Below are 17,748 nucleotides of genomic sequence, written 5' to 3' on the forward strand. Positions count from 1 at the left end.
CGTTCGCCGGGTTCGGCCCGGTTCGGGTGATCGGGGCGCTAACGTCGAAGAGGTGACCGAGGCCTACCTCCGCTTCCCGCACCTGCACGGCAACCTCGTGACCTTCGTGGCCGAGGACGACGTGTGGCTGGCCCCCCTCGACGGCGGCCGGGCCTGGCGGGTGACCGCCGACCAGGTGCCCGTCTCCTTCCCCCGCTTCGACCCGACCGGAACCCGGTTGGCCTGGACCAGTCGCCGCGACGGCGCGCCCGAGGTCCACCTCGCCCCGGTGGACGGCGGCGCGGCCACCCGGCTCACCTACTGGGGCGACTACACCACCGGTGTGCGCGGCTGGACGTCCGACGGCGAGGTCGTCGCCGTCACCTCCACCGGCCAGGCGACCACCAACCGGCAGTGGGCGCACGCCGTGCCCACCGACGGCGGCCCGCCGCGGCGGCTGCCGTTCGGCTGGGTGGACGACGTGGCGTTCGGGCCGGCCGGGCAGGTGGTCGTCACCTCCGTGTACGGCCGCGACCCGGCCTGGTGGAAGCGCTACCGGGGCGGCGCGGCGGCCAAGCTGTGGGTCGACGTGGCCGGCGACGGCGAGTTCACGCGCATCCTGCCGGAGCTGACGTCGTCGCTGACCTCGCCGATGTGGCTCGGTGACCGGATCGCGTTCCTGTCCGACCACGACGGCGTGGGCAGCCTGTACTCGGTGGCCCCGGACGGGTCGGACCTGCGGCGGCACACCGAGCAGGAGTTCTACGCCCGGGTCGCGGCCGGCGACGGCGAGCGGGTCGTCTGGCAGCACGCGGGCGAGCTGTGGCTCCTGGACGGCTTGGCGGCCGAGCCGCGCCGGCTGGAGATCGCCCTCGGCGGACCCCGCACGGCGCGCCGGCCGCGGCCGGTGTCGTCGCGGCCCGACGACTTCCACCCCGACAAGACCGGGCGCGGGAGCGTGGTCGAGGTGCGCGGCACCGTGCACTGGGTGACCCACCGGGACGGCCCGGTGCGCGCGTTGGCCGAGCAGCCCGGCGTCCGGGCCCGGCTGCCGCGCGTGGTCGGCGACAGCGTGGTGTGGGTGACCGACGCGGACGGCGAGGAAGGCCTGGAGTTCGCTCCGGTCGGCGGCGTCGAGCCGGGCAACGAGCCGCGCCGGGTCGCGGTCGGCAAGCTCGGGCGGGTGCTGGAGCTGGCCGTCTCCCCGGACGGGCGCAGGCTCGCCGTGGCCACCCACGACGGGCGGCTGCTGCTGGTCGACGTCGAGTCCGGCGAGGTCCGCGAGGTGCTGAAGGACGCGAACCCGCACGTCAGCGACCTGGCGTTCGCCCCGGACTCGAACTGGCTGGCCTGGTCGCACCCCGGGCCGCGCCCGTTGCAGCACATCCGGATGACCAACACCACCGACCTGTCCGTGGTGGACGTGACGCCGCTGCGGTTCTCCGACTTCTCGCCCACGTTCACCGAGGACGGCCGCTACCTGGCGTTCCTGTCGGTGCGCAGCTTCGACCCGGTGTACGACGCGCACGTGTTCGACCTGTCGTTCCCGACCGGCTGCCGGCCCTACCTGCTGCCGCTGGCCGCGACCACGCCGTCGCCGTTCGACCCGCTGCGCCTGGGCCGGCCGGTGGGCGACGACTCGTCGGAGAAGGACAAGGACAAGGACGACGAGAACCCGATCACGGTCGTCGACCTGGACGGGCTGGCCGACCGGGTGGTGACGGTGCCGGTCGCCGCCGCCCGCTACTCGGGCCTGACCGCCGCCAAGGGCGGGCTGCTGTGGCTGCGCTCGCCGTTGCGCGGGGTGCTCGGCGACAACCTGGCGAGCCCGTCGAGCCGGCCGCCGCGCGCCGTGCTGGAGCGGTTCGACCTGGCCAAGTCGCGCACCGAGGCGCTGATGGACGGCGTGGACGCGTTCGAGGTGACCGGCGACGGGCAGCGGATGGTCGTGCGCGACGGCGGCGACCTCCGGGTCGTGCCCGCCGACCGGAAGGTCGACTCCGAGGACCACGACTCGGTGGACGTGGACCTGTCGCGGGTGCGGGTGGTGGTGGACCGGGCGGCCGAGTGGCGGCAGGCGTACGCGGAGGCCGGGCGGCTGATGCGGGACCACTTCTGGCGCACCGACATGGGCGGCGTGGACTGGGCGGGCGTGCTGGAGCGCTACCGGCCGCTGGTGGACCGGCTCGGCAGCTACAACGACCTGATCGACCTGCTGTGGGAGGTCCAGGGCGAGCTGGGCACGTCGCACGCCTACGTCATCCCGGCGCACGGGACGCCCGGCCGCGCCGTGGGGCTGCTCGGGGCCGACCTGGAGCGGGACGAGGCGGGCGCGTGGCGGATCACCCGGGTGATCCCGGGCGAGACGTCGGACCCGGCGGCCCGCTCGCCGTTGGCGGCGCCCGGTGTCGCCGTGCGGGTCGGCGACGCGATCGTGGCGGTCGACGGGCGGCAGGTGGACCCGCTGACCGGGCCCGCGCCGCTGCTCGTCGGCACGGCGGGCAAGCCGGTGGAGCTGACCGTGCGGCCCGGCGGCGGCGGCGAGCCGCGCCGGGTCGTGGTCGTGCCGCTGGAGGACGACGAGCCGCTGCGCTACCACGCGTGGGTGGCCGACCGGCGGGCGCGCGTGCACTCGCTGACCGACGGGCGGGTCGGGTACCTGCACGTGCCGGACATGATGGGCGCGGGCTGGGCGCAGCTGCACCGCGACCTGCGGGTGGAGCTGGCGCGCGAGGCCGTGGTGCTGGACGTGCGGGAGAACGGCGGCGGGCACACGTCCGAGCTGGTGGTGGAGAAGCTGGGCCGGCGGATCATCGGCTGGTCGGTGGCGCGCGGGTACACCACGGCCGACAGCTACCCCGGCGACGCGCCGCGCGGGCCGGTGATCGCCATCGCGGACGAGTTCGCCGGGTCCGACGGCGACATCGTGAACGTGGCGATCAAGGAGATGGGCATCGGTCCGGTCGTCGGCACCCGCACGTGGGGCGGGGTGATCGGCATCGACATGCAGTACCACCTGGTCGACGGGACGCTGGTGACGCAGCCCCGGTACGCGACGTGGTTCGCCGGTCCCGGCTGGGGCGTGGAGAACCACGGCGTCGACCCGGACGTCGAGGTGGTGGTGACGCCGCAGGACCGGGTGGCCGGGCGCGACCCGCAGCTGGACACGGCGGTGCGGCTGGCGCTGGAGGCGTTGGAGGCGCGGCCGGCGGCCGTTCCGCCGCAGCTCCCGCCCCTCGCCTGACCAAGTCCACCCGGACGTGTGACGGCGTGGTGCTTGCGGCCGGTGGTCCGAAACCGACCAATGGGTACCACGCAAGATCGGGTCCGGGGGCGGGGTGTCGGGTGAGTCATCGTGAGGTGCCGCGCAGCGGGCGCGGGTGCCTGGCGGCGGTCGTGGTGCTGCCGCTGGCGGCGGTGGGCGGCGCGGCGGTGCTGGTGCTGACGTTCGGTCAGCCGGCGCCACCGCCGTCGGCCCAGTCGCCGGTCACCGCCCACCAGACGCTGGTGAGCGTCCGGACCGCCGTGCCGCCCGCCGCGCTGTCGCCGCTGGTCGTGGTCCACCCGACGTCGTCGAGCCCGCCGGGGGCGAGCCGATCGCCGGAGCCGGCGCCCACCCCGACCCCGACCCCGTCCGCGGACCGCCGCGCCGACCACGAGCCGCAGGTCGCGCCGACCACGTCGGCGCGTGACGCCGGCCCCCGGGCCCGGGGCGAGCTGCCGCCGACCCGGTCGTTCCCCGCGCCCACGACCACCACGGCCGAGCCCACCCCGACCACCGCGCCGCCGGTCACCACGACCGCGCCACCGGTCACCACGACCGCCCCGTCGACCGGGCCGGCCGCCGACCCGACGACGGCCGAGCCGACGAGCGCGCCCCCGCCGCCGTGACCAGGCAGGTCAGGTGAACAGGGTGTCGCCCCAGAAACCGCCCTCGCGGACACCGGGCGGCACGGCGAAGTGACCGGAGCCGTTGTGCTCCAGGTACTCCATCATCTTGTCGCCGGCCGCCAGCGCCGCCTGCATCGGCACGAACTGCTTGCCCGTGTCGCGGTTGAAGCACAGGAAGAACAGCCCGGCGTCGAGGTGCCCGAGCCCGTCCGACCCGTCGGTGAAGTTGTAGCCGCGGCGCAGGACGCGCACGCCGCCCAGGTGCTCGGCCGACGCCAGCCGCACGTGCGCCGTCGCGCCGATCACCGGCAGCCCGCCCTTGCCCTTGACGTGCAGGTCGACCGGGTCGAACTCGGCGACCTGCCCGAGCGGCGCGCCGACGCCCTTGGTGCGGCCGACGATCTGCTCCTGCTCGGCCAGCGAGGTGCGGTCCCAGATCTCGACGTGCATCCGGATGCGGCGCGCCACCAGGTACGTGCCGCCGACCAGCCAGTCCGGCCCGTCGCCCGGCGCGACCCACACGTGCTCGCGCAGCGCGTCGCCGTCCTCGGCCTTGACGTTGTTGGTGCCGTCCTTGAAGCCGAACAGGTTGCGCGGCGTCGCCTGGGCCGTGGAGGTGGACGACGTGCGGCCGAAGCCCAGCTGCGACCACCGCACGGAGACCCGGCCGAACCCGATCCGCACGAGGTTGCGGATCGCGTGCACGGCCACCTGCGGGTCGTTGGCGCACGCCTGGACGCACAGGTCGCCGCCGGTGCGCCGCTCGTCCAGGTCGTCGCCGGGGAACCGGGGCAGGTCGATCAGCTTCGCCGGCTTGCTCCCGGCCAGCCCGAACCGCTCGTCGAACAGCGACGGGCCGAAGCCGATGGTCAGGGTCAGCGCGGACGGCGGCAGGTCCAGCGCCTCGCCGGTGTCCTTCGGCGGCGCCTGCGCGTTGCCGCCCACCGCGCCGCCCTCGGCCGCCTCCTGGCCGGCGGTCATCCGGCGTGCCGCCTCGGTCCACTCCCGGAGCAGCGAGACCAGCTCGGCGCGCTTGGTCGTGGTCACGTCCAGCGCGACGAAGTGCATCCGGTCCTGCGCGGGCGTGGTGATGCCGGCCTGGTGCTCACCGTGGAACGGCACGGCCTCCGCGCCCGTCAGCCGCACCTGGTCGGACGACGGCGGGGACGAGGACAGCGCGCCGACCGCCGCGCCCGCGCCGGCCAGCGCGACGCCCGCCCCGGCGAACCCGAGCAGCCTGCGACGCGGCAGACCCGTCACCGCGACACCACCTCCGCGACCTTGCTGATCGGCTCGCCGAGCGCGTCGACCGCCGCGGCCAGCGCCTTGACCTCGTCCTCGGACAGCTCGGTGTACAGCTTGAAGCCGTCACCCGCGCGGTGTTGCTCCAGCAGCCCGTCGAGCGCCTCGAACTTCTCGTCCACGGACGCGACCAGTGCCGCGTCCCGCTCCTCGATCACCGGCCGCAGCGCCGCGACGGCCGCCTGCGAGCCGTCCACGTTGGCCCGGAAGTCCCACAGGTCGGTGTGCGAGTAGCGGTCCTCCTCACCGGTGATCTTGCCGGTGGCGACCTCGTCCAGCAGCTCCTTCGCGCCGTTGGCCAGCTGCAACGGGGTCAGCTCGACCGCCTTCGCCCGGGTCACGACGTCCTTGACGTCGGTGAGCAGCCGGTCGGCGACGGCGGGGGAGTCGGCCTTCAGGCCGTCCTGCCACAGGTCCTTCTCCAGCCGGTGGAAGCCGGTGAACTCGGCGCCCTCCTCGAGGACGTCCTCCCGGCCGTCGATCTTGGGGTCGAGGTCGCCGAAGCTCTCCGCGACGGGCTCGATGCGCTCCCAGTAGGTGCGGGCCACCGGGAACAGCGCCTTGGCCTCGTCGACGTCGCCCGCCTTGACCGCGTCGACGAACTCGGTGGTCTTGGCGAGCAGGCTGTCGGCCTGGGAGGTGACGTACCGCTGGTAGCCCTTGGTCGCCTCGGCGAGCTTCGCGTCCGCGTCGGTGGACTTGCGGCCCTCGCCCGACACGGTGAACTCGCCGCGGATGCCGTCGCCCTTCATGCCGGGCTTGCACGCGGTCTGGAGCTTGCCGGCCTCGGTGACCTCCACGATCAGCCGCCGGGTGAGGCCGGGGCCGATGTTCTCCACCTCGCCGAGGATCCGGTCGCCCTCGGCGAACAGGTAGAACTCGGTGACCTTGCTGCCCTTGTTGGTGACCTCGAAGGTCACGTTGCCGGTGTCCGCGGAGGTGCGGGCGACCTTGCAGGCGTCGTCGGAGGCCTCGACGGCGATCGGTCCGCCGGCGCCGGCGGGCGCGGCCTCGTCGCCGCAGGCGGTGGCGAGCAGCAGCAGGGCGCCGAGGGCGGCGGTGCGGACGGTTCCGGTGCGGACGGCTCCGGTGCGGGCGGCGGGGTGGACGGGCACTGGTGGTTCTCCGGTTTCAGCTCTTCGCCGCGACGCGCGGGCGGATCAGGAACAGCGGCAGGACGATCGCGACGTACGCGGTCCACGCGACGGCTTGCAGCACGGTGGTGCGCTGCGAGTAGTTGAAGATCCCCTTGAGCAGCGCGCCGAACCAGGAGTCCTCCGGCACGGTCTCGCTCAGGTCGAACGCCAGGGTGTCCAGGCCGGGCAGGATGGCGGCCTCCTGGAGGTCGTGCAGGCCGTAGGCGAGCACGCCCGCCGCCACGAACACCAGCAGCGCGCCCGTCCAGGTGAAGAACTTGCCCAGGTCGAACCGGATCGCGCCCCGGTAGAGCAGGTGGGCGAGGGCGACGGCGACGCCGATGCCGACCAGGAAGCCGATCATCGGCTGCACGGTGTCGCCCGCGCTCTGCACGCTGGAGTAGAAGAACACCGCCGTCTCCAGGCCCTCGCGGCCGACGGCGAGGAACGCCAGGGTCACCACGGCCGCCGGGCCCACGTCCAGCGCCCGGTCCAGCTTGCCGCGCAGCTCGGCGGCGATCGTGCGGGCCGTCGACCGCATCCAGAAGATCATCCCGGTGACGAAGGCGACGGCCAGCAGCGACATCCCGCCGCCGAACGCCTCCTGCTGCTGGAACGTCATCGAGGCGGTGGTGAAGGTGATGACCGCGCCGACCAGGACCGACAGCGCGACGGCGGCGCCGACGCCCCACCAGACGTGGGGCAGGCGCGACCGGCGGTCGGTCTTGACCAGGAAGGCCACCAGGATGCTGACGACCAGGGCTGCTTCCAGCCCTTCGCGCAGCCCGATGAGCCCGTTGCTGACGAGCACGGCGTTGTCCTCACGCGGAGTTAACCAAGGCTCATCGAACTTAGGCAAGGCTGTGCTGGCACGTCTAGGGCACAGACCGGGACGAACGCGGTATAGGACGCAGAAAGGACGAACCGGTGTGTGATCCTCGCCGTGCGGGCGCCGGGAGCACGTAGCCTGGGGTCGTGGTCGTCCCGCCGCCGCCCAAGACGTCGAAGCCCGAACCGCGCCCCGGCCGCGGTCGGGCCGGCGACCTCTTCGGTCGCCTGGTCCTGGTGCTGATCCTGCTCGCCGTGGTGGCGGGCGGGGCGTGGGCGCTGGCCACCTTCAACCGCTCGGGACCCGGGCAGGCCGCCGACCCGCCGTTCCCGGTGCCGTTCCTGGCGGTCGAGCCCGGCGCCGCCGCGCCCGGTCCGGGCGGCGAGGCGCCACCGGCCGGGCAGCCGCAGTCGACGACCGACCCGCTCGGCGCGTGGGCGGCGGCGTTGTCGGACAAGACCGACATCCCGGTCCGCGCCCTGCGCGCGTACGCCATCGCGGACCTGGCCATGCGGACGCAGGCCCCGGCGTGCCGGGTGTCCTGGGCGACGCTGGCCGGCATCGGCCGCATCGAGTCGCACCACGGCACGATCGGCGGCCTGCGCCTCGGCGAGGACGGCCGGCCGTCACGCCCGATCATCGGCATCCCGCTGGACGGCTCGCCGGGCGTGAAGGCGATCGCCGACAGCGACGGCGGCACGCTCGACGGCGACACCCGCTGGGACCGCGCGGTCGGCCCGATGCAGTTCATCCCGACCACGTGGGCCCGCTACGCGGTGCGCGCGAACGGCGACGGGCAGGACCCCGACCCGCAGAACATCGACGACGCCGCCCTGGCCGCCGCCCGCTACCTCTGCTCGGGCGGACGCGACCTGGGCACCGGCGCGGGCTGGTGGGCGGCCGTGCTGGCCTACAACAACTCGACCGAGTACGGCCAGAACGTCTACAGCGGGGCCGACGCCTACGCCCGCGCCGGCAACGAGGGCTGACCGGGCGACGAGGGCCGACCGCGCCCGACTGCCCTCAGGGGCGCGTGGGCGGTTCGACGGTCAGGCCCAGGTCCGCCAGGCCGAGCCAGTCGAGGTCCACCGCCGCCCGGGCCGCGCGTTCGGCCAGCTCCAGCCGCACGCGGTGCACGCTGAGCAGCAGGGCCTGCAAGGAGTCGACGCCGAACGACGCGCCGACGGCCTCGTCGCCCAGGCCGAGGACCTGGTGCGGGCAGCACCAGTCGTCGTGCGGGCTCAGCGGGTCCGGGTGGGGCGTCCCGAACCTGATCACGACCTCCGTGCGGGTGCCGTCACCGGCCACGCACTCCACCCGCCGTTCGGCCACCACGGGCCCCAACTCGTACGCCGTCATCGGTCCCGTTCCACCGCGAGTCGGGCGCTGACCTCGCCCAACGCTTCCTGGTACTCCGGCGACGGGTTCATCGCCGCCGCCATCCGCAACTGCGTCAACGCCTCGGTCAACCGGCTCTGCCGCTGCAACGTCCGGCCGAGCGCGAACCTCGCGTAGTGATCGCTGGGGTCCAGGTCGAGCACCTTCCGGAACGCCGCCTCGGCGCGCGTGAGCTGGGCCGAACCCAGGTAGGCCCGACCCGCGAGCAGCTGCACGCCCACTTGGTCCGGCGCCGCGTCGAGCACGACTCGCAGCTCGCGCAGCGCCTCCAGCGGTCGGCGTTGAGCGAGCAGCGCCTCGGCTCGGCGGAACGCCTCGAAGGTGCCGTCCGTCATGGTTCGATCAACGCTACCCGGCCATCCGGCCGCCACACGACAGCCGACCGGATGACGGGACGGGCGTGTCACGACACGAGAGCGCCGTGCAGCCGGTCGAGCACCGGCTCGATCGACGCCGGCCGCTCCACGTGGGCGTTGTGGCCCACGCCGGGCAGCACCAGGCCGTCCGCCCGCGCCGCCAGCAGGTGCTCCGGCGGGCACATGGGGTCGGTCTCGCCCGCCGCCAGCACGACCGGCGCCTTCGCCACCGCCAGCAGCCCCGCCACGTCCGGCTCGCCCACCCCGAACGCCGCCGGGTCCAGCGCCGCGCGCCACCCGCCGTCGGTCTCGGTCACGCCGTCCGCCACCGGCACGCCCGCCAGCTTCGACGCCCACGCCGAGGCCTCCTCGCGGGTCGGGAACACCCGCGCGGGCTTCGCGGCCAGCGCCGCCGCCCGCGCCAGCTCCTCGGACGTCCACCGCAGCTTGACCCCGAGCCCGCCGACCGCCCGCACGTCCAGCCCGAACCAGCCGCTGGCCAGCGTCAACGCCACCACGCCGCCCAACGAGTGCCCGAGCACCGCCACCGGCCCCGAACCGACCGCGGCGGCCACCGAAGCCGCCAGTGAGCCGAACGAGTACCGCGCCGCCGGCGCCGACCGGCCGTGACCGGGCAGGTCGACCGCCAGCCACGCCCCGGGCCACGTTTCCGCAGCTCCGCGCCACACCGACCCGGTCGCGCCGAGCCCGTGCAGCAGCACCAGCAGCGGTCCGTCCCCACCCCGCGCCACGTGAACCACCGGTGAACCCCTTCCGGCCAGTGCCCCCAACAGGCGAGCCGGGGCAGTCCCACACCTTGCACCAACTAGGCTCGGCACCGATACACAGATGGTCTGACGAGGGAGCGCACGTGGCGGTCATCGAGCAGGTCGGCGCCCGCGAGATCCTGGACTCGCGAGGCAACCCGACCGTCGAGGTAGAGGTGGCGCTGGACGACGGCACGCTGGAGCGCGCCGCGGTCCCGTCCGGGGCGTCGACCGGCGAGCACGAGGCGGTCGAGCTGAGGGACGGCGACGCCAAGCGCTACCTGGGCAAGGGCGTCGAGCGCGCGGTCACGGCGGTGCTCGACGAGATCGGCCCCGAGCTGGTCGGCATCGAGGCCGTCGAGCAGCGGGTGGTCGACCAGAAGCTGGTCGACCTGGACGGCACGCCGGACAAGTCCCGCCTGGGCGCGAACGCCATCCTCGGCGTGTCGCTCGCGGTGGCGAAGGCGGCGGCGGCGTCCAGCGGCCTCGAGCTGTTCCGCTACATCGGCGGCCCGAACGCGCACGTGCTGCCGGTGCCGATGCTGAACATCCTCAACGGTGGCGCGCACGCCGACACCGACGTGGACATCCAGGAGTTCATGATCGCGCCGATCGGCGCGGAGACCTTCCGCGAGGCGCTGCGCTGGGGCGCGGAGACCTACCACGCGCTCAAGTCGGTGCTGAAGTCGAAGGGCCTGGGCACGGGCCTCGGCGACGAGGGCGGCTTCGCGCCGTCCCTGTCGAGCAACCGGGACGCGCTCGACCTGATCCTGGTCGCGATCGAGAAGGCGGGCTTCACGCCGGGCCGCGACATCGCGCTGGCGCTGGACGTGGCCGCCACGGAGTTCTACGCCGACGGCGCCTACACGTTCGAGAAGACCAAGCGCAGCGCCGAGCAGATGACCGGCTACTACACCGAGCTGGTCGACGCCTACCCGATGGTGTCGATCGAGGACCCGCTGTCCGAGGACGACTGGGACGGCTGGGTGCAGATGACGGCCGAGCTGGGCGAGCGCGTGCAGATCGTCGGCGACGACCTGTTCGTGACCAACCCGGAGCGGCTGGAGGAGGGCATCTCCCGCCGCGCGGCCAACGCGCTGCTGGTGAAGGTCAACCAGATCGGCACGCTGTCCGAGACGCTGGACGCGGTCGCGCTGGCCACCTCCTACGGCTACAAGTCGATGATGTCCCACCGGTCCGGCGAGACCGAGGACACCACGATCGCCGACCTGGCCGTCGCCGTCGGCGCGGGCCAGATCAAGACCGGCGCGCCCGCCCGCGGCGAGCGCACCGCGAAGTACAACCAGCTCCTGCGCATCGAGGAGGCCCTGGGCGACGCCGCGCGCTACGCGGGCGACCTGGCCTTCCCGCGGTACACGCCGGAGAGCTGATGGCACGACGGGAACGGGAACCCCGGCGTGGTCGCGAGGCCACGCCGAGGTCCCGCCCTGCCCGGGCGCAGTCCCGGACCGGGCAGGCCCGCGGGGGCGAGCCGCGCCAGGGCGCCCCCCGCAAGCCGGAACCCCGCAAGGGCAAGGCGGCGGCCCGCAAACCGCAGTCGAGGGCCCGGACCAGGGCGGGCGCGGGCACGGGCGGCGCGTTCGGCATGACCGGCACGCGGCGGGCCGCGCTGCTGGCGATGGTGGTGTGCGCGCTGGCGCTGAGCATCGCCGTGCCGCTGCGCACGTACCTGGCGCAGCGCGAGGAGCTGCGCGGCGTCACCGCCTCGCAGGAGACGCTGCGCGCCGAGGTCGGGCAGCTGGAGCGGCGCAAGCGGGAACTGGCCGACCCGGCGCACGTCGAGGCCGAGGCGCGGCGCAGGCTGCACTACGTGCGGCCCGGCGAGACGCCCTACATCGTGCAGCTCCCCGGCGACGCGGAACGTGAACTGGACCAACAGCGACCGGCGACCAAACCGGCCGAGGACAAGGCGTGGTACGAGCAGTTGTGGGATTCGGCGGCGGCGCGATGACGGTGAGCGAAGAGGACCTGGCGGCGGTCGCGGCGCAGTTGGGCCGAGCGCCGAGGGGCATCAGGGCGGTCGCCGCGCGGTGCCCGAGCGGGCACCCGGCGGTCGTGCGGACCAACCCCCGGTTGGAGGACGGCACGCCGTTCCCGACCCTGTACTACCTGACCTGCTCGCGGTTGAACTCCTACGTCAGCAGGCTCGAGGGCGCCGGGCTGATGAAGGAGATGACCGACCGGCTGGCCGAGGACGAGCAGCTCGCCGCGAGCTACCTCCGGGCGCACGAGGCGTACCTGGCGGAGCGGGACGCGATCGAGCCGCTCGGCACGACCGTGACCGCCGGTGGCATGCCGACCCGCGTCAAGTGCCTGCACGTGCACGTGGCGCACTCGCTGGCGGCCGGCCCGGGCGTGAACCCGTTCGGCGACGAGGCGCTCGACCGGCTCGCGCAGTGGTGGCCGACCGGTGACTGCGCGTCAAAGGTGAAAAACTGACCGTCCGGGCAGTTCTTCGGGCACAAACCTCTGATGTGCCCGTGACACCGCCGTTCGGATCAGGCAGGCTGGTTCACAGGCCGGGTGACGAGTCGATGGGGAGTTCGTGGCTGTGCCGAAGTCGAAGCGTCGGGGGCGGAAGCGGACCAAGGTCCATCCGGGCACGATGACGCCTCGGCAATGGGGCTTCGCGGCCACCGCGACCGCCGCGATGCTCGTGCCGGCGCTGCTGCACACGGCCACCCCGATCGACTGGTTCAGCCTCGCCGACCCCGACGGCGTGGAAGCCGTGCCGCCCGGTCCGGGCGACGTGCTGGGCACGCTCGCGCTGGACGCCAACGGCAAGCTGGGCGCCACCGGCCAACTGCCCGAGACCGACGAGCTGAGCGCGGCGCTGCTCGCCGACGCCGACGACCCGTCGGAGTTCGAGGACGACCTGCCCCCGCTGGAGGGCGGTTTCCTGCGCGAGGGCCAGCACGGCATCCCCGGCGTCATGCTCGACGCGTACATGCGCGCGGCGGACCGGCTGGGGCAGACCACTCCCGGCTGCCGGCTGGACTGGCCGCTGCTGGCCAGCATCGGCCGCATCGAGTCCGGGCACGCGCACGGCGGCCGGGTCACCGAGAGCGGCACCACGGTCGAGCGGATCGTGGGCCCGGTGCTCAACGGCGCGCCCGGCGTGGCCGCGATCCGCGACACCGACGGCGGCAAGTTCGACGGCGACCGCACCTGGGACCGGGCCGTCGGCCCGATGCAGTTCATCCCCTCCACGTGGGCCGGTTACGCGGCCGACGGCAACGAGGACGGCGAGCGGAACCCGAACAACATCTACGACGCCACCATCGGCGCGGGCAACTACCTGTGCGCGAACAACGTGGACGTCAGCGACCCGGTGCAGCGCGCGCGCTCGGTGTTCCGCTACAACCAGTCCAACGAGTACGTGGCCACGGTGCTGTACTGGGCGGACGTGTACGCCAACGGCGTGCCGGTGCTGCCGGACATCATCGGCTCGGACGACGACTTCCGCCCGAGCCCCGGCGACGACACCCCGTCGGACAACAACAACGCCTCCCCTCCCGGGAACACGACCCCGCCGTCCTCCAGCACGGTGAACCCGACGACGACCACCACGCCGACGACGACGTGGCGGCCCGGCGTGACGATCACGTTCACCCCGAGCGTGCCGACGAGGCCGTCGACGACGACCACGACGCCGACGTGCCCCACGGAGCCGGCGGAGCCGACCGGGACGACGACCAGCACGCCGACGACGACACCCACCACGACGCCGTCGATCCCGCCCGGCTGCCCCACGCCGACCACCACGACGACGACCACCACGACCGAGGCGCCCGCGACCACGCCCGTCGCGACGACCTCCGCGGGCACGTCGCCCGCCGGCACGTCGGAGGGCACGTCCTCAACCGGTTCGGGTTCGTCCTACCCGTCGTCGTCGACGTCGTCCATGAAGGCCACCTGAGCCTCGCCCGACCCGCTCGGCGGCGGTTGGTGGCGGTCGGCGCGGCGGGCCGCGGCGCCGGCGGTGGTCGACGGCGGTGGTCGTCAGCGGTGCTCGGCGGTGAGGATCGCTTAACGGGTTAAGACGGGCGTTTTCGCAACGTTGCGACAGTCGTTGACAACGCCGTCGAGTCGGTCGAACACTACCCGCACCGGCAGTCCCACCCGCCGGTCCGGACATCCCGTCGCGCTTCGGTGATCCGGTCGTCCGACCGCACGACGACCGACCGAACCCGCCCGCGGCGCACGTCCGCGGTGTGCGTGGCCGCCATCCCGCCACCGGTCAGGACAAGGCTCGCCGAGTGCTGTCCCGCTGCCCTCAACGAGGAGGAAGCACGCCCGTGGACCACGCCGCCGGTCGTCCGCCCAGCCGCGAGGGGCGCCGCCGCGCCACCCGCGCCTCCCGGCGTTGAAGGCAACCCGAACCCCACTCGACCCGCGATGCCCTGGATCACCGCCGCCGCACACACCGGCAACACCTGATGGAGGGCTGAGACAACCATGCGTGGACGCAGATTCCGATTCTTGTCAGCCGTGGCGGTCGCCGCGGTCGGCGTGGGGAGCACGGTGTTCGTGGCGCAGGCCGCCGCCACCGGCTGCGGCGTCACCTACGCCGTCCCGTCGCAGTGGAACAACGGCTTCACCGCGAACGTGAACGTGACGAACCTGGGCGACCCGCTCAACTCCTGGACCCTGACCTGGAGCTTCGCCTCCGGCCAGCAGGTCACCCAGGCGTGGAACGCCACCGCGACCCAGAGCGGCGGCCAGGTGACCGCGCGCAGCGTCAGCCACAACGCCACCCTCGCCACCGGGGCCACCGCGACGTTCGGCTTCAACGGCTCGTGGACCGGCAGCAACCCGGCGCCCACCTCGTTCGCGCTCAACGGCGTCGCGTGCACCGGCGCGCCGGTGACCACCACGACGTCCTCACCGACCGGCGGGCCGACATCCACCACGTCGTCGTCCACGACGTCACCGACATCCCCGACGTCCCCGACGTCGACCACTTCCGTGCCGCCCACCGACAACCCCGCGTGGGGCAAGTCGCTGCCGCCGGCCGACGCGCAGACCAGCATGGCGTACGACATCGTCGCGTCGGAGAGCGGTTCCGGCTACGCGCCGAAGGCCGGCGAGTGCTCCCGCGAGGTCCACGCCAGGTACTGGGCGTACGGCCCGGACGGCAAGGTCTACCCGACGTGGCACCCGCCGCGCGACGCGAGCGGCTGCGCGTTCGGCCACGAGCACGGCGACGACCCGCGCACCTCGGACCTGTTCGCCGAGGCGAAGTGGCCGTACTTCGGCTACACCAGCGAAGTGATGATGGGCGCCAACCCCGGCGGCGCGCACCGGCACGAGGACCACGTGGGCCACAAGGTCCTCGCGGTCAACAACTCGAACGTCATCCAGGGCGACAACGGCACGAGCTTCTTCCCGCCGCAGGGCACCACCATCGCCACCTGCGACGTCCTGCTGAAGTTCCACCAGGGCACGCACTCGCCGGACGCGTTCACCAACAACGTGCACGAGCTGATCTACAACAACAAGTGCACGCACCGGGACAACAACCAGGTCACCGAGGCCAGGTTCACCGCGTTGATCCCGAACGGCCGACCGGGCGGTTTCGGCGCGACCGACTGCCCCGGGCCGTTCAACAACAAGTTCACCACCGTGGGCCCGGCCATCCCGGCCGACTCGCCCTCCGACACGCGCTCGCTCGGCCGGCTCATCACCGACGCGTCGTGCGTCCAGGCGATCCGCGAGGGCAAGACCCACTTCGAGGTCATCACCGGCACCGAGATCCCGTTCGACACGAACGACCTGCACGAGTTCTGGTTCTCCGACGTCACGGTCGGCACTTCGCAGCTGTCGTTCACCATCCAGCCGTTGTTCTACGTGCTCAACCCGGGCCGGTACTACGACGCCTCGAAGCCGAACAAGCTGGCCCGCCAGGTCGACCTCTGCTACGAGGGCATCCGCGGCGACTACTGCAACACCGTTCGCCGCATCACCGAGCAGACCGGGCAGCGCGTGGCGTGGGACGACCCGCGCTCGCCTTTCAAGGGCACGCTGCGCGAGTTCCGGGCGGGCGGCTTCAAGCTGCGCAACTCCGGCCCGACCACCGTCTACACGGACGTGTACGGCCGCAACGCGTCCACCTCGCCGTTCAACGGGTCCATCAAGCAGCACTTCTCCGGCAACCACGCCGAGCAGAACATGTTCGTGCGCGGGGCGACCAGGGACTACGCGGCGAACTCCGCCGACCAGATCCACGCCCCCAACTGACCGGTCGACGGCACGGGTAGCGCCGTACGGGTAGCACGGCACGGGTAGGTGGCGGGCGCTCGCGGGGATGACTCGCGGGCGCCCGTTCGCTTGTGCAGGGCTCGGGGTGCGACGGGGCGAGGGGGCGAGGGGGCGAGGGTTGGGGAGGGCTGAAGAGCTTGAAAAGCATGTCCTCGCCGGACGGGCAGATCAGCAGGATGACGGGGGGTTTGGGTGGTTGTGTTGCGGGTCCGTTGTGGTCCGGGGTGCGTGTCATCCCACCGACCTCCCTCCGGGCTACCACACGTATCAAGGGGGCGCCCCCAGTCGAAGCCGTAGCCAGTGCTGGACAACGCCCCCTTGACACGCGCGGTAGGGCAAAGCCAGGTCGGCGGGATGACACGAACCCCTCGATTAAGCAAACCCCTCTCGCACTGACAGCGGGTCGGACACCGGCCGACGGGGGATGATCCGGGTCCGTCGCCGCGGACCGGTCGTTGTCGGTCCACTGACCGGCCCTTCTCTCTAAAGGAGGGGTTCGTGTCATCCCGCCGACCTGGCGCAGCCCTGCCACGCGTGTCAAGGGGGGCCGGGTTCACCGATGGCCACGGCTCTCACTGGGGGCGGCCCCCCTTGATACGTGTGGTAGCCCTTGTGGAGGTCGGCGGGATGGCACGTACCCCGGACCAACGACGGACCCGCAGCAGAACCACCCAACCCCCCCGGTCATCCTGCTGATCTGCCCGTCCGGCGAGGACATGCTTTTTTCCCCGCTCGATTACCCTGCTCCTGGAGATGCGTTCACCACTGACCAGCACGAAGGGGACCTCGGGCATGGCACGCGTAGCCGCGATCGACTGCGGGACCAACTCGATCCGCCTCCTGGTCGCCGATGTGACCACATCGGACACTGGTGAACGGTGGTTGAGGGACGTGCACCGGGAGATGAGGGTCGTCCGGCTCGGCCAAGGGGTCGACGCGACCGGCGAGCTGCACCCCGACGCGATCGACCGCACCCGGGCCGCGCTGGTCGACTACACGAACGTCTTGCGCCGCAAGGGAACCGAGCGCGTGCGGATGGTGGCGACGTCGGCGACGCGCGACGCCACGAACAAGGCCGCCTTCTTCGACATGACCCGGGAGGTGCTCGGCGTGGAGGCCGAGGTCATCACGGGTGACGAAGAAGCCCGGCTGTCCTTCACGGGAGCGGTGTCCGACCTGGACGCGGACGAAGGTCCCTTCCTCGTCTCCGACATCGGCGGCGGGTCGACCGAGTTGGTGCTGGGCACGTGGGACGGCGTGCGCGGCGAGGTCGAGGCCGCCCGGTCGGTCGACATCGGCTGCGTGCGGCTCACCGAGCGCTGCCTGCACGACGACCCGCCGACCGAAGCGCAGGTCGAGCGGGCCGTCGACGTCACCCGCGAGGTGCTGGCCGAGGCGTTCGCCGCCGTGCCGACCGGCAAGGCCAAGACCTGGATCGGGGTGGCCGGCACGGTCACGACCCTTGTCGCGCTGGCGAAGGAACTGCCGAGGTACGAACCGGAGGAGATCCACCTCGCCCGGCTCGGCCTCGACCGGATCCGCGAGATCACCGCGAAGCTGCTCACCATGGGTCACGACGAGCGCGCCGCGCTCGGCCCGATGCACCCCGGCCGGGTCGACGTGATCTGCGGCGGCGCGCTGGTCGTGCGCACGCTCGCCGACCACCTGGAGGCGCAGGGCGTCACGGAGCTCGTCGCCAGCGAGCACGACATCCTCGACGGCATCGCGTTCGCCCTCGCCTGACCACGCCCACCGGCGCGAACGAGCACGTCAACGTACCTGTCCGTCAACTGGGATTGATCGTGACC

Annotated in this window: 15 protein-coding genes; 9 read left to right on the top strand and 6 right to left on the bottom strand. The window is 73.0% G+C overall.

Annotated features, from left to right (window positions below):
- The first annotated feature begins 52 nt into the window (after positions 1–52).
- Both IOD16_RS00615 and IOD16_RS00620 read left to right on the top strand, forming a co-directional pair.
- On the top strand, positions 53–3,223 hold the full coding sequence (locus tag IOD16_RS00615) for a S41 family peptidase (RefSeq protein WP_201438484.1): 3,171 nt from the start codon (positions 53–55) through the stop codon (positions 3,221–3,223).
- Positions 3,224–3,324: 101 nt separating this feature from the next.
- On the top strand, positions 3,325–3,870 hold the full coding sequence (locus IOD16_RS00620; RefSeq protein ID WP_201438485.1) for a hypothetical protein: 546 nt from the start codon (positions 3,325–3,327) through the stop codon (positions 3,868–3,870).
- Between the two features lie 9 nt (positions 3,871–3,879).
- Here IOD16_RS00620 and efeB read toward each other — a convergent pair whose 3' ends face one another.
- From efeB to efeU, 3 genes are read right to left on the bottom strand one after another with little or no spacing between them, the layout of a single operon-like run.
- Positions 3,880–5,130 carry an iron uptake transporter deferrochelatase/peroxidase subunit gene (efeB, locus tag IOD16_RS00625; RefSeq protein ID WP_201438486.1) on the bottom strand — a complete coding sequence of 417 codons (1,251 nt, stop codon included), beginning with the start codon at positions 5,128–5,130 and terminating at the stop codon, positions 3,880–3,882.
- A complete protein-coding gene (efeO, locus tag IOD16_RS00630; protein ID WP_201438487.1) occupies positions 5,127–6,287 on the bottom strand; it encodes an iron uptake system protein EfeO in 1,161 nt (386 codons plus the stop codon). Before efeO ends, efeB begins: the two co-directional genes overlap by 4 nt.
- A gap of 16 nt (positions 6,288–6,303) precedes the next feature.
- Positions 6,304–7,119, bottom strand: a complete 816-nt coding sequence (efeU, locus tag IOD16_RS00635; RefSeq protein WP_123744169.1) for an iron uptake transporter permease EfeU — start codon at positions 7,117–7,119, stop codon at positions 6,304–6,306.
- 164 nt (positions 7,120–7,283) lie between these two features.
- Between efeU and IOD16_RS00640 the strand changes: the two genes are divergently transcribed.
- Positions 7,284–8,126, top strand: a complete 843-nt coding sequence (locus tag IOD16_RS00640) for a lytic transglycosylase domain-containing protein (protein WP_201438488.1) — start codon at positions 7,284–7,286, stop codon at positions 8,124–8,126.
- A gap of 34 nt (positions 8,127–8,160) precedes the next feature.
- Here IOD16_RS00640 and IOD16_RS00645 read toward each other — a convergent pair whose 3' ends face one another.
- The 3 genes from IOD16_RS00645 to IOD16_RS00655 form a co-directional block, all read right to left on the bottom strand.
- Positions 8,161–8,496, bottom strand: a complete 336-nt coding sequence (locus tag IOD16_RS00645; RefSeq protein ID WP_201438489.1) for a DUF6968 family protein — start codon at positions 8,494–8,496, stop codon at positions 8,161–8,163.
- A complete protein-coding gene (locus IOD16_RS00650) occupies positions 8,493–8,870 on the bottom strand; it encodes a tetratricopeptide repeat protein (RefSeq protein WP_123744166.1) in 378 nt (125 codons plus the stop codon). Before IOD16_RS00650 ends, IOD16_RS00645 begins: the two co-directional genes overlap by 4 nt.
- Before the next feature lie 68 nt (positions 8,871–8,938).
- Complete coding sequence (locus tag IOD16_RS00655) at positions 8,939–9,652, bottom strand: alpha/beta fold hydrolase (RefSeq protein ID WP_201438490.1); 714 nt, start codon at positions 9,650–9,652, stop codon at positions 8,939–8,941.
- Between the two features lie 110 nt (positions 9,653–9,762).
- Between IOD16_RS00655 and eno the strand changes: the two genes are divergently transcribed.
- The 6 genes from eno (at position 9,763) to IOD16_RS00685 (ending at position 17,683) form a co-directional block, all read left to right on the top strand.
- Complete coding sequence (gene eno / locus IOD16_RS00660; protein WP_123744164.1) at positions 9,763–11,049, top strand: phosphopyruvate hydratase; 1,287 nt, start codon at positions 9,763–9,765, stop codon at positions 11,047–11,049.
- On the top strand, positions 11,049–11,630 hold the full coding sequence (locus IOD16_RS39865; protein WP_123744163.1) for an FtsB family cell division protein: 582 nt from the start codon (positions 11,049–11,051) through the stop codon (positions 11,628–11,630). The genes eno and IOD16_RS39865 overlap by 1 nt, the downstream gene beginning before the upstream one ends.
- Positions 11,627–12,118 (top strand): DUF501 domain-containing protein, encoded by a 492-nt coding sequence (locus IOD16_RS00670; RefSeq protein ID WP_201438491.1) that lies wholly within the window; start codon positions 11,627–11,629, stop codon positions 12,116–12,118. Before IOD16_RS39865 ends, IOD16_RS00670 begins: the two co-directional genes overlap by 4 nt.
- A gap of 166 nt (positions 12,119–12,284) precedes the next feature.
- Positions 12,285–13,598 (top strand): lytic transglycosylase domain-containing protein, encoded by a 1,314-nt coding sequence (locus IOD16_RS00675; RefSeq protein WP_236594663.1) that lies wholly within the window; start codon positions 12,285–12,287, stop codon positions 13,596–13,598.
- A gap of 572 nt (positions 13,599–14,170) precedes the next feature.
- Entirely contained in the window at positions 14,171–15,919 is a 1,749-nt protein-coding gene (locus IOD16_RS00680; protein ID WP_236595100.1) for a cellulose-binding domain-containing protein, read from the top strand.
- A gap of 813 nt (positions 15,920–16,732) precedes the next feature.
- Positions 16,733–17,683, top strand: coding sequence for a Ppx/GppA phosphatase family protein (locus IOD16_RS00685; RefSeq protein WP_201438493.1), 951 nt, complete (start codon positions 16,733–16,735; stop codon positions 17,681–17,683).
- The last annotated feature ends 65 nt before the right edge of the window (positions 17,684–17,748 follow it).

The organism is Saccharothrix sp. 6-C (assembly GCF_016695385.1).
Taxonomy (GTDB): Bacteria; Actinomycetota; Actinomycetes; order Mycobacteriales; family Pseudonocardiaceae; genus Actinosynnema; species Actinosynnema texasense.